General features: G+C 72.1%; 11 protein-coding genes. 6 read left to right on the top strand and 5 right to left on the bottom strand.

The window, feature by feature from the left end; genetic code table 11:
* Positions 1-597: 597 nt before the first annotated feature.
* From O145_RS03085 to rpe, 4 genes are read left to right on the top strand one after another with little or no spacing between them, the layout of a single operon-like run.
* Complete coding sequence (locus O145_RS03085; protein ID WP_052374592.1) at positions 598-1,329, top strand: HAD family hydrolase; 732 nt, start codon at positions 598-600, stop codon at positions 1,327-1,329.
* A gap of 10 nt (positions 1,330-1,339) precedes the next feature.
* Positions 1,340-2,290, top strand: a complete 951-nt coding sequence (fmt, locus tag O145_RS03080) for a methionyl-tRNA formyltransferase (RefSeq protein WP_043559587.1) — start codon at positions 1,340-1,342, stop codon at positions 2,288-2,290.
* Entirely contained in the window at positions 2,287-3,795 is a 1,509-nt protein-coding gene (locus O145_RS03075; protein WP_052374606.1) for an RsmB/NOP family class I SAM-dependent RNA methyltransferase, read from the top strand. Before fmt ends, O145_RS03075 begins: the two co-directional genes overlap by 4 nt.
* Positions 3,796-3,837: 42 nt before the next feature.
* The gene (gene rpe / locus O145_RS03070; protein ID WP_043559584.1) at positions 3,838-4,500 is read left to right on the top strand and encodes a ribulose-phosphate 3-epimerase; all 663 of its coding nucleotides are present in this window, start codon (positions 3,838-3,840) and stop codon (positions 4,498-4,500) included.
* Between the two features lie 4 nt (positions 4,501-4,504).
* On the opposite strand, the gene O145_RS03065 is transcribed toward rpe, so the two are convergent.
* From O145_RS03065 to O145_RS03050, 5 genes are read right to left on the bottom strand one after another with little or no spacing between them, the layout of a single operon-like run.
* Positions 4,505-5,344, bottom strand: coding sequence for a DUF364 domain-containing protein (locus tag O145_RS03065; protein WP_052374591.1), 840 nt, complete (start codon positions 5,342-5,344; stop codon positions 4,505-4,507).
* The gene (locus O145_RS03060; protein ID WP_084682333.1) at positions 5,337-6,509 is read right to left on the bottom strand and encodes an ABC transporter substrate-binding protein; all 1,173 of its coding nucleotides are present in this window, start codon (positions 6,507-6,509) and stop codon (positions 5,337-5,339) included. The genes O145_RS03065 and O145_RS03060 overlap by 8 nt, the downstream gene beginning before the upstream one ends.
* Before the next feature lie 2 nt (positions 6,510-6,511).
* Positions 6,512-6,655 (bottom strand): hypothetical protein, encoded by a 144-nt coding sequence (locus tag O145_RS17910; protein WP_156966576.1) that lies wholly within the window; start codon positions 6,653-6,655, stop codon positions 6,512-6,514.
* 17 nt (positions 6,656-6,672) lie between these two features.
* Positions 6,673-7,263: an ABC transporter ATP-binding protein gene (locus O145_RS03055; protein ID WP_156966575.1), complete on the bottom strand. Its 591-nt coding sequence runs from the start codon at positions 7,261-7,263 to the stop codon at positions 6,673-6,675.
* Between the two features lie 56 nt (positions 7,264-7,319).
* Positions 7,320-8,345, bottom strand: coding sequence for a FecCD family ABC transporter permease (locus tag O145_RS03050; RefSeq protein ID WP_043559581.1), 1,026 nt, complete (start codon positions 8,343-8,345; stop codon positions 7,320-7,322).
* 459 nt (positions 8,346-8,804) lie between these two features.
* Here O145_RS03050 and O145_RS03045 point away from each other — a divergent pair, with 459 nt between their 5' ends.
* Together O145_RS03045 and O145_RS03040 are read left to right on the top strand one after the other, a co-directional pair.
* Positions 8,805-10,682, top strand: a complete 1,878-nt coding sequence (locus tag O145_RS03045; protein WP_052374589.1) for an acetyl/propionyl/methylcrotonyl-CoA carboxylase subunit alpha — start codon at positions 8,805-8,807, stop codon at positions 10,680-10,682.
* Between the two features lie 3 nt (positions 10,683-10,685).
* Entirely contained in the window at positions 10,686-12,344 is a 1,659-nt protein-coding gene (locus tag O145_RS03040) for an acyl-CoA carboxylase subunit beta (protein ID WP_043559579.1), read from the top strand.
* Positions 12,345-12,409: the final 65 nt, after the last annotated feature.

Genomic DNA, 12,409 nt, shown 5'->3' with positions numbered 1-12,409 from the left:
CGAATAGTTGGCGAAAGTGAACGGTTAGAGGGCGTTAGAGGGCGACTGTACCGCCGAGGAGGCGGCCGGCGCTCTGCGAACCCTCCGGGCTCTCGGCGCGAACCGGGGTGCCGCGGCTTCGGGACGGCGCAGCGATCCGCCGGGGCTCCCCGGCTCCGGAGCCGATGGGCGACAGCATCAGTGTCATCGCTCCCTCTCTGGCACAGCCCTGTGCCGTGGAAAACAGAAGACGCGCGGTGGCACGGATCACGTCCCCGCTCGACTGGTACGAGCGTACTACTTCTGGTCGGGATGGGGAAGCCGCTCCCGCAAACCGCCTCATCTTTGTTGTGACCCTCAACACTCCTGTTGTCGCGGGGCGGCAAGGACCGCCACCGTCTCTTGATCTCCCAACGATTCACTGTGACCACGCGAGGAGTGCGCACGGCAGCGCGATGCCGTCTAGTTGTGCGATCCGCCAATCTCGACGTCGCCCCGAGCGGTCCCGGAAGAGCCGTGTCCGGGCGAAACTGGTACGCACGCACCATCTTCGACTGCTACGCGAGCACCGTCCTGGCCGGCTTGCCCGGCACTGTACGGGGCTGAGATCGTCCGGTCATGGACTCAGCAGACTTACCGACCGACTCCACCGACTCGGTGGACTCGCCCGAGCGGGTCCCGCTCCGACCGGTCACCGCCGTCGTCCTGGACGTGGGCAACGTCCTGTACGCCTGGGAGGCCATCGGCGCCGTCGCGGGTCGTGTGCCCACGGCGCTGTGGCACGAGTTCTGCGCGGACGCCGACTTCGGCTCCCTCAACGCCCGCGCCGATGCCGGTGAGCCCCTCGGCGACATCCTCGCCGACCTGGTCGCTGCTCACCCCGACCGCCCCGAGTGGGAGCGCATTCAGCGCCTGTACTGGGACCACTTCGAGGACTCGCTCACCGGTCCGGTGCCCGGCATGGCGCCCCTCGTCGACGATCTCCTCGCCGCGGGAGCGCCCCTGTACGCCCTGACCAACTTCAATGACGTTCTCTTCGCCGCCTCCCGGCGTCTTATGCCCCAGCTCGCGCGCTTCCACGGCGTCGTCGTCTCTGGGGCCGAGCACCTGGTCAAGCCCGACCCGGCACTCTACCGGATCCTGCTGACTCGCTACGGCCTCGACCCCGCACGCACCCTCTTCGTCGATGACTCCCCGGCCAACATCGACGGTGCCAGGAGCGTCGGCCTGCGCACGCACCTCTTCACCGGGGCCGGCGCCCTGCGCGCCGCGCTGGCCGACGCGGGCCTTCTGCCTCCGCGGCGGCACAGGAGCGCTGAGCGCGCCGAGAGCACTGCGACTGCCCCGTAGACTGTCACCCATGCGCGTTCTCTTCGCCGGCACCCCCGGGGTGGCCCTGCCCACCCTCCGGGCCCTCATGAACGACCCCGAGCACGAGGTCGTCGGCGTCCTCACCCGCGCCGACGCCCGCAAGGGTCGCGGACGTGTCCTGCGCCCCTCACCCGTGGCGGCACTCGCCCGCGCCGCAGGCCTCGACACGCGCACGCCCGCCACCCTGAAGGATGGGGACACCCGGACCTGGGTGCGGGACCTGAACGCCGGGGTCGCCGTCGTCGTCGCCTACGGGCGCCTCGTCCCGCCGCCGCTCCTGGAGGCGCCCGAGCACGGCTGGCTCAACCTCCACTTCTCGCTCCTGCCCGCCTGGCGCGGCGCCGCCCCCGTCCAGCACGCCCTCATCGCCGGCGACGCCGTCACCGGAGCCTGCGTCTTCGGCCTCGAGGAGGGCCTGGACACCGGTCCGGTCTATGCACGGCTGACCGAGACCATCCGCTCCACCGACACCGCGGGAGATCTTCTGGCCCGCCTCGCCGACGCCGGCGCCCCCCTGGTCCTCGACGTCCTGCGCGCCATCGCCCGCGGCACGGCCGCCCCCGAGCCGCAGGCGGAGGAGGGCGTCACCCTGGCGCCCGCGCTCACGCCCGCCGACGGCGAGATCCGCTGGACCGATCCGGCCCGCGTCATCGACCGCCGCGTACGCGGGGTGACGCCCGCCCCGGGCGCCCGCACCCTCTACGACGGCGCCCGCCTCCGACTCGGACCGGTCGTGCTCGCCCCCGAGGTCACCGATCTTCCGCCCGGGCGGATCCGGGTCGCCAGGCACGAGGTGCTCGTCGGCACCGGCACCTGCGCCGTGCGGCTGGGCGAGGTCGCTCCCGCCGGAAGGAAGTGGATGCCGGCGGACGCCTGGACGCGCGGCGCCCGCCCGCCAGCGGGAGCCGCTCTCGGTGCGCGAGGGGAGAGGCTGTCATGACGGCGCGCGGGACCCGCGCCGGCGGACAGCGCGGGGGCTATCACCATCGCGGCCGCTCCTCCGATCGTCGCAGCCGGCAGCACGGCGACTCCCGGGACCCGCGGGTCGATGGCCCCCGGCTCGTCAGCCTGCAGGCCCTCACCAAGGTCCGCCAGGACGACGCCTACGCCAACCTGATCCTGCCCGGGCTCCTGGAGAGGGCCCGCTTGGGCCGGCGCGACGCCGGCTTCGCCACGGCCCTGACCTACGGCGCCCTGCGGCTCCGAGGCCGCTACGACGCTATCATCGCCCACTGCTCGGACCGCCCCGTGTCCCGCATGGACGCCGTCGTGCTCGACGTGCTCAGGCTGGGGAGCCACCAGCTGCTCGGCATGCGCGTGCCCGGCCACGCCGCCGTCTCGGCCACGGTGGACCTGGCCGCGTACGCCGCGGGACGCGGCGCCGCGACCTTCGTCAACGCCGTCCTGCGACGCGTCTCCGAGCGCGATCTCGACGCCTGGCTGGCCGTGCTGCGGGCCGAGGCGTCCGACGGGGTGGAGGCGCTGGCTGCCGTCGAGTCCCACCCGGTGTGGGTGGTCAAGGCCATGCGCCAGGCGCTGCTGGCCAACGGCCGTTCCGAGGACGAGCTGGAGGCGCTGCTGCAGGCCGACAACGCCGAGCCGAAGGTGGTGCTGTGCGCCCGCCCCGGGCTCATCGCCCCCGAGCGCCTCGCCGGTGAGGCCGAGGCCGCCACCCGCCAGGAGCCGTGCCCCGGCGACGTGAGCCCCTGCGCCGTCGTCCTGGCCGGGGGAGACCCCGGCCGGATCCGCGCCGTGCGCGACTCGCGGGCCGGTGTCGAGGACGAGGGCAGCCAGCTGGTCGCCCTCATGGTCGCCGAGGCCCCGGTCGAGGGGCGCGACGAGCGCTGGCTCGACCTGTGCGCCGGGCCGGGCGGCAAGGCCGCGCTGCTCGGCGCCTGCGCGGCCGGGCGCGGCGCCCACCTGACGGCCAACGAGATCGCCCCGCACCGGGCGCGGCTGGTCGAGGCCTCCGTGCGCGCCCTGCCCCCCGGCGCGGTCGAGGTCCGCTGCGGCGACGGCCGGAGCCTGGGCCGGGACGAGCCGGGCCGCTACGACCGGGTCCTCGTGGACGCCCCCTGCACGGGGCTCGGTTCCCTGCGCCGACGCCCCGAGGCCCGGTGGCGGCGGAGTCCCAAGGACGTCTCCGAGCTCGCCGCCCTGCAGCGCGAGCTGCTCGCCGGCGCGCTGACGGCCGTGCGGCCCGGGGGAGTGGTGGCCTACGCGACGTGCTCGCCGCACGTCCTGGAGACCGAGTACGTCGTGCGCGATGTGCTCAGGCAGCTTCATCGGAGCGGCGGCCGGGTCGAGGTCCTCCACGCCGGCGACATCGCCGCCCGCACCGCGCCGCGTCCGCCCGCCGGGGCCGACCGGCAGATGCTCCAGCTGTGGCCGCACGCCGACGACACCGACGCCATGTTCTGCGCGCTGCTGCGGCGGGACGTTTAGGCCGCGCCGCACCGTCCGTTCCGTCAGCCCCAGGAGGCCGTCATGACCACCCCCGCTATTCACCCCTCCATCCTCAATGCAGACCAGGCGCACCTGGCCGACGAGCTCGCGCGCATCGCGGGCGCTGACGGCCTGCACGTGGACGTCATGGACAACCACTTCGTGCCCAACCACTTCGGCGGGCCCTCCTTCGTCCAGACCGTCGTGGCGAACACGGACCTGCCGGTGGACGCCCACCTCATGATCGAGCAGGCCGACCGGTGGGCGCCCCAGTACGCCGAGATCGGGTGCGCGGTGGTGACCGCCCACGTCGAGGCCACAGCGGCGCCCTTCCGCCTGGTCGCCGAGCTGCACCGCCTCGGAGCCGGCGCCGGTCTCGCGCTGCGCCCGGCCACGCCCCTGTCGGCGGTCGAGTCCGTCCTGGGGCGGATCGACCTGCTGCTGCTCATGACCGTCGAGCCCGGCTTCGGCGGCCAGTCCTTCATCGAGGCCATGCTGCCCAAGATCGCGCGGGCCCGGCGCCTGGTGAGTGCGGAGGGCCTGGAGCTGCGCATCCAGATCGACGGCGGGGTCACGGCGCAGACCATTGAGCGGGCCGCCGAGGCCGGGGCCGACGTCTTCGTCGCAGGCTCGGCCGTCTACCGGGCCGACGACGCCCTGGCCGCCATCACCAGTCTGCGCGACCTCGCCGCCGGCGGCTGCTGACTCGTCACGGGCGTGACCGCGGGGCCCCGTGGGGCACCAGGTTGACCATCCTGCCGGCGCGCGGCCGCCCCTTGCCGCCCGCACCCAGTGCCGGGATGATCTCGTGCGGAGCGCCGGGCACGAGTCCCGACAGGCAGTCGGCGCCGTGCGCGAACATGATCGGGGTCAGCGGGGTGCTCGGCCCGACCACGAGCGTTCGCGCCCCGCGGCACAGGGCGAGCAGCCGGGGGAGGGACTTGTTGGCCAGCGCCGCTCCGGTGATGAAGACGACGTCCTGCTCGGGCAGGATGTACTCGGCCGCAGTGTCGGGGAAGTCCCCCTCTCGCGGCGCGCGCTCCAGGATGCTGAGCCTGCGCGCACCGCCCAGGGCGGTCTCCACGCCGGGGAAGTGGCCGACGACGGCGACGCGCCTGCCGCGGACCTCACCGGCGTGCGCCGCGAAGGCCGTCGGATCCGCTCCCGGGGCGGTCACGTCCCAGCCAACAGCATCGACCCGGTCGGCGCGGTTGTACCAGGCGTTGATTGCCGCAGCGCCGAGGGCCGCCTCTACGAGGTTCCAGCTGCGGACCAGGCCGGCGGCCTCCCGCAGGGGCATGCCGTCGAGCGCGCCGTCGTGCAGGGGCGGTCGACTCCGACCGCCGTACTGGCTGGACAGTCCCAGCCCGCCATCGTCGCTGATCACGTAGACCCATGCCGACATCACCTCGAAGCGCCGGACCCGGGGGCTGTCCGGTATGCCGGCGATCAGGTCGTCGTAGAGCCCCCACGGACCGGTCGTGGCGTCTCCTGCGGCCCTGGACAGCCGTCCGCGGCGCGCGCCGGGCACGATGGGCTCCTCATCCATGAGCGGACGAGGATGAACGAGGCTGACTCAGGAGCCTCTCGGCCTCGCTGTCGGTCAGGTCGCAGCGGTAGAGCAGGGAGTAGAACTCCTTGGTCTTGGCGACCATGTCGTAGGTGAAGGTCTGCGGGTACAGCACGCTGCCGAGCCACTGGAGGCCCAGAAGACGGTTGGGGCCCGGAGGTCGGCCGATCCAGTTGTAGGGGGCGCCCGCGACCGTGTAGTAGCGCCTGCTCTTCACGGCGTCGAGCGAGGCCCAGGAGGCGTCCTCGGCGACCGTCGAGCCGATCGAGTCGGGACCGAAGACGATGACGTCCGGATTCTTGTCGAGGACGGTCTCCAGCGAGACCGTGCCGCCGCCCCTCTTCTCCTCCTGGAGCGAGTCCTTGCCCGCGATCAGCTCGGCCCCTACCATGTCGAAGACCTGGGCGTGGATGGAACCGGCGATGATGGTGCTCAGGCCGTCCTTGCCCTCGCCGTAGTAGACGCTCAATCGCTTGTCCTGCGCGATGCCGGCCGCCTTGGCCCGGACGTCGCTGATGACGCCGTCGGCGTAGGCGCCCAGCTGCTCGCCCAGGTCGGTCTTGCCCAGGGCCTGGCCCAGGAGCCGGAAGGCGTCGCCGGAGACGTCCAGCGCGCCGTCGATGAGGATGACGGGAATGCCGAGGTCCTCCTGGAGAGAGTCGAGCTTGCCCTTGTACTCCTCGTCCCACTGGCCGACGTCCACGATCACCTGGGGGTCGGAGGCCAGCACCGCCTCCCTGGCGAAGTCTGCCGGGGCCGCATCGATCTTCCCGAGCTCCGGCAGGTCGAGGTACTTCTGGTCGATGTACTTCGCGGCGGAGTCATCGGGCTTGTTGGACCAGCCGACCATCTGCTCGGCGGCGACAGGGAACAGCATAATGTCAGCCGGCGGGCTCGCCGGGGCGACTCGGGTGATCTCCTGGGGGAGCTCGACCTGACGGCCGGTGGAGTCGGTGAAGCTCACAGTGGCGGACTCAGCCGACGCCGACGTCTCGGGGCCGGCGGTGGTGGAGTGGGCGCAGCCAGCCAGGGCCAGCACGGCCACCGCCATAAGCGCAAGCAGTCTTCTCAGTACGTCGAAGGCCGGTTTTCCACGCGGCCTGGAGGGTATGGAGGGTATGGAGGGCCTGGAGGGTATGGGCATGGTCACTCCTTTGTGCGCGGGGAATGGGATGTGGTCTTGATGACCGGTACGGCGACCGGCACGGTGCCGCGTGCGGAGCGCAGGGGGACGGGGGCGACCTGAAGGTCCACCCCGTAGACGGCGGTGAGGTTCTTCTCGGTCAGCACCTCGCTCGGGCGCCCGGTCAGGCACAGTCATCTCCCAGGACGACGACCTCGTCGGCGTAGAGGAAGGCATGGTTGGGCGCGTGGCTGACCATGAGGACGGTCCAGCCGTCGTCGGCCAGGGCTCGCACGTGCGACATGACGCGCACCTCGTTGCCGATGTCGAGGTGGGCGGTTGGCTCGTCCAGGACCAGCAGGGGCGCGCGCTGCGCCAGGGCGCGGGCGATCATGACGAGCTGTCGCTCGCCGCCGGAGATCTCCGTATAGGGCCGTGAGGCGAGGTGGGAGACTCCGAGGCGCTCGAGCTGCTCCTGAGCGACGGCGAGCTCCTCGGGCCCCGGTCGGGCCAGCTCGCCCATGGAGGGGTTGCACCCCATGACGACGACGTCGCGCACGTGGTAGGGGAAGGCGGGGACGTGGCCCTGGGGGACGTAGGCGACGGTGCGGGCGAGCTCCTTGACCGAGTAGGTGCCCAGCGGTCGGCCGCCCAGGGTGAAGGATCCCGACACCGGCGCCAGCAGTCCGAGAAGCGTCTTGAACAAGGTTGTCTTGCCCACGCCGTTGGGACCGAGCAGGCAGGTGATGCCGCGTTCTGGGACCGTGAGGGTCAGGGGCCCGACGACCGGAGGCGCGCCCGGCTACCCGCACACCAGGGAGCTGATGTCGATCACTGGAGGAACCCTCGGCGTGAGCGGAGGATGAGGATGAAGAAGAACGGCGCGCCGATGAAGGCGGTGATAATGCCCAGAGGGATCTCGACCGTGGAGGCGAGTCGGGCGATGGTGTCGACCAGCAGGAGGAAGGCCGCCCCGATTGACATCGACGCCCACATGAGGCGCACGTGGTCGGGCCCCACCAGCTTTCGCGCGAGGTGGGGCACGACCAGGCCGATCCAGCCGATGTTGCCGCTGACCGACACCGAGGTCGAGGTCAGCAGGGTGGCGCAGGCGATAGTGAGCCACCGGTACAGGCGGACGTTGACCCCGAGCATGCGCGCCTCCTCGTCACCCATGGCCAGGACGTTGAGCTTCCAGCTCAGCGCGTACAGCAGCAGGCACACCGGCGCGAAGACCCAGATGGTCGACAGGCCGTCGACCCTGGTCCCCGCGAGCGACCCCATGAGCCAGTAGGTGATCGCAGGGAGCTTGGTGTCCGTGTCCGCGACGAACTTGATTAGTGAGACGGCCGCGTTGAAGACGCTGGAAACGAGCATGCCGCACAGGATCATGGTGACAATGCCGCTGGTGCGCCGGTCCACCAGGGCCGCCAGGGTGGCGACCAGGAGCACCGCGACCAGTCCGGTGGCGAACGAGAGGGCCTGGATGAGAGGCCCCGACAGTCCCAGGAGGATGGCCAGGGCCGCGCCGAAGGACGCGCCGGAGGAGGCGCCGAGCAGGTCGGGGGAGACCACCGGGTTGCGGAAGAGCCCCTGGAAGGCGGTGCCCGAGGCGGACAGCGCGGCGCCCACCATGAGGGCCAGGCACAGGCGCGGCATCCTGACTGTCATCAGGGCGATGTCCGCGCGGCTCATCTCCTGGCCGCTTGCCCAGGTAACGGCGGAGGACCACAGCGAGTCGAGGCTGACCGGGTAGCGCCCCACCGACAGTGAGACGACGAACACCGCCGCCGGTGCGAGCACGGCGGCGGCACCCGGCAGGAGACTTCGCGCGACGCTGCGCGGCTCTGGCGACATCAAGGGCCTTCGGGAGTCGGCATGGACGGGAGCGGCTACTATGACCTTGGACACATGACATCTACCGTAGCAGTGTTCAGGACCGAGTTCGACCACAATTTCGGCCAGCCGAAAATATCGGCCTTCGGGCGACCTGTCCGCGGCGATACGCCGGGATGGCCTCGGTCTCGTTCTGGGTGTGCGGTGCGCGCGATGGCGCTGCTCCCGGGCGCTGGCGCCGGCCGATTCAACGTAACCGCGTGTCTTTGTGAGATATCCACAATGCTGCGATAGTGGTTCGGCGTCATACCGTGGCTCCGTGAGTCGCTCGGACCGATTTTCTTGTAGGAACAGGCGATCCACTTGCGGGGTCTTCCCCCCGCACAAGATCCACTGAGCACGTCGTCTCGGATATGAGTCGCCCGCCCCGTCCGGGCTCGCGGCTCACGCGAGCGGCTGCCCGACGCGAGGAGCACACTGGTGACCAGGCGGACACTCAACCGCATCCTCATCGCCAACCGCGGTGAGATCGCCCTGCGCGTGGTGCGCACCGTCCGGGATCTGGGCGGCACATCCATCCTCCCTTATGCCCCTGAGGACCTGATGAGCCCGGCGGCCGAGCTCGCGGACGAGGCCCACGCCCTGCCCGAGGGCTCTTCGTACACCGACACCGAGGCCGTCCTGGACATGGCCCGGGCCACCGGCGCCGACGCAGTTCACCCCGGTTACGGCTTCCTGTCCGAGGACGACGCCTTCGCTCAGGCGGTCGCCGACGCCGGCATCGCCTGGGTGGGCCCCTCGCCGTCGGCCATGCGGGCCCTGGGCGACAAGATGAGCGCCCGTGCCACCGCCGAGCGCACCGGAGTCGCCCCCGTCCCCGGCATCACCGAACCGGTCACCGACGCCGAGACCGTCATCTCCTTCGCGGCAGTCCACGGCTACCCCGTGGCGCTGAAACGGACCGACGGCGGCGGCGGGCGCGGCATCACCGTGCTGAGCTCGGACGAGGAGGCCCGCACCACGCCGGCCTTCGAGTCCGCCACCGCCGGTGGCTGCACCCTGATCCTCGAGAAGTTCATCCCGGCCGCGCGGCACGTGGAGACCCAGTGCGCCCGCGACGGCCACGGAACGTTCGCCGTCGTGTCCACCCGCGACTGCAGCCTGCAGCGCCGCAACCAGAAGCTCCTTGAGGAGGCGCCCGCCCCCTGGCTGCCCGAGGGCCTGGGCGACCGGCTCGTCGAGGCCTCCCACCGTCTGCTCGAAGCCGTTGACTACGTCGGGGTCGCCACCTGCGAGTTCCTGCTGACCCCCGCCGGGGACCTGTGGTTCCTCGAGGTCAACCCCCGCCTGCAGGTCGAGCACTGCGTCTCGGAGGAGGTCACCGGCATCGACCTGGTCGAGGTCCAGCTGCGCATCGCGGCCGGCGGGCGCCTGGGGCCCGTCCCCGCCCCCCGCGGCCACTCCATCGAGCTGCGCATCACCTGCGAGGACCCCGCCCGCGGCCTGGCCCCGTCCACAGGCGCCATCACCCGACTGCGCTGGCCGGCCGGACCGGGCATCCGCATCGAGTCCGGCGTGGTCGAGGGCGACGTCGTCACCCCCATGTTCGACCCCATGCTCGCCAAGATCGTCGTCACCGGCGCCACCCGCGACCAGGCCATCCGCCGTGCACGGCGCGCCCTGAGCGAGACGGTCGTCGAGGGCGTCACCGTGTGCACGTCCCTGCACGCCCATGTTCTGACCCGCCCCGAGATGACCGAGCCCACCGCCGAGGGGCTGCTCGGCGTGACCACGCGCTGGCTCGAGACCGACGTCCTGCCCGACCTCGTTGATCCGACCTCCGCGCAGGCCGGGGCCGATCCCGTGCCGGAGAACCGCCGCACCCGCTCCTCCTACGTCATCGAGCTCAACGGCCGGCGCGTGCAGCTGACGATCCCCGACGGCATCCTGGGGGGCCACGGCCCCCGCCTCGGGGTGGGCTACCCGGGTGCGCCCAGCCGGCGCCTGACCCAGCAGCCGCTGCGCGGACGCGCCAGCGCCCGGTCGGGCGCGCGGGAGACCGCGGAGCCGACCGCCGCCGACCCCACGGTCATCCCCGCCCCCATGCAGGCGATCGTCACCCGCATCTGCGTCGAGCCGGGTCAGCGGGTCCACGCCGGCGAGCTCCTCGTCGTCCTGGAGTCCATGAAGATGGAGAACTACGTCCACGCTCCCGCGGACGCCACGGTCGCCGAGATCCCCGTCAGCGCCGGACGCACCGTCTCGGCCGGCGAGGTCCTCGTGCGCATGAGGAGCACCGCCGGGCAGGCCGCGGAGCCTGCCGAGCCCGCCCAGCACCCGACCCAGCAGGAGGCCTGAGCCGTGACCGACACCTCTTCCAGGCCCACCACGCCCGCCCCCGGCGCACCCGCTACCGGCGCCGGTCCCGACGCCGGCTCGCAGGCCCGCACGATCGCGGACTCGGCGGCCACGACGGCCTTCCGCGAGCACATCGCGCGAGTCGACACCGAGGCCGAGGACCGCGCCGTCGCCCGCCAGCACGCCAAGGGCAAGCAGACCGCCCGCGAGCGCATCGACGCGCTGCTGGACTCCGGCACCTTCCTCGAGATCGGCCGCTACACCGGCTCCGGCGCCGGAAAGGACGCCCGCCCCTCGGGTGTCGTCACCGGGTTCGGCCAGATCGACGGGCGCCAGGTGGCCGTCTACTCCCAGGACTTCTCCGTCTCCGGCGGGGCCCTGGGCACCATCGAGGGCGACAAGATCGTCCGGCTGCTCGACGACGCCCTGCGCCTGCGCATCCCGGTGATCGGCCTGATCGACTCCGGCGGCGCCAAGATCCAGGAGGGCGTGGGGGCGCTGCGCCAGTACGGGCGCATCTTCAACCGCACCTGCGCCGCCTCCGGACTGGTGCCCCAGATCAGCGTCATCCTCGGCCCCTGCGCGGGCGGGGCCGTCTACAGCCCGGCCCTGACGGACTTCGTCATCGCCACCCGCGAGGCCTCCCACATGTTCGTCACCGGCCCCGACGTGGTGCGCGCCGTCACGGGGGAGAGCATCAGCGCCGAGGAGCTCGGCGGCGCCCGGATCCACGGCCGGGTCTCCGGCGTCGTGCACTACGTCGCCGAGGACGAGGCCGACGCCCTGGACCAGGTCCGCACACTCCTGGCCTACCTGCCCTCCTCGGCCGACCAGGACGCCCCTCGCTACGACTACGACACGACCGCCCGCACCACCGACGCCTCCGCGGCGGCCCGGGTCGGCTCCCTGGTGCCGGCCTCCTCCCGTCAGGCCTACGACGTCGCCGAGGTGGTCGCCGCCCTGGTCGACCACGGCGAGCTCGTGCAGGTCCAGGAGGACTTCGCCCCCAACGTGGTCATCGGCTTCGCCTGCTTCGAGGGCCGCCCGGTCGGCATCGTGGCCAACCAGCCTCTTCACGACGCCGGCACGCTGGACGTGGACGCCTCGGAGAAGCTGGCCCGCTTCGTGCGCTTCTGCGACGCCTTCGGCCTGCCGGTGGTCACCTTCGTCGATGTGCCCGGATACCGTCCCGGGGCGCAGCAGGAGCACGCCGGCATCATCCGCCGCGGCGCCAAGGTCATCAACGCCTACGCCACCGCCACCGTCCCCCTGGTGACCGTCATCCTGCGCAAGGCGTACGGCGGCGCCTACATCGTCATGGGCTCCAAGGCCATCGGGGCGGACTTCAACTTCTGCTGGCCCGGCGCCGAGATCGCCGTCCTGGGCGCCGCGGGCGCCGTGGGGATCATCCACCGCCGCGACCTGAAGGCCGTGCGCGACGAGCGCGGCGAGCGGGCCGAGGCCGCCGAGCGGGAGCGCCTCACCCAGGAGTACACCCGCGCGGTCATCAACCCCGACAGGGCCGTCGCCATCGGTGAGATCGACGCCGTGATCGCCCCGGAGGACACCCGCACCGTCATCGTCGACTCTCTGGCCGCCCTGGCCGACAAGCGCGACTCGCGCCACACGCCCACCAAGAAGCACGACAACGTCCCCCTGTGAGGCGCCGCATGACCGATCATCCCGCCTCACCGGCGCCGTCGGACACCACTGTCCCGAGCACCGCA

Origin of the sequence: Actinomyces israelii DSM 43320 (assembly GCF_000711965.1) — a bacterium.
Taxonomy (GTDB): Bacteria; Actinomycetota; Actinomycetes; order Actinomycetales; family Actinomycetaceae; genus Actinomyces; species Actinomyces israelii.
This window is presented reverse-complemented; position numbering and strand designations above follow the sequence as displayed.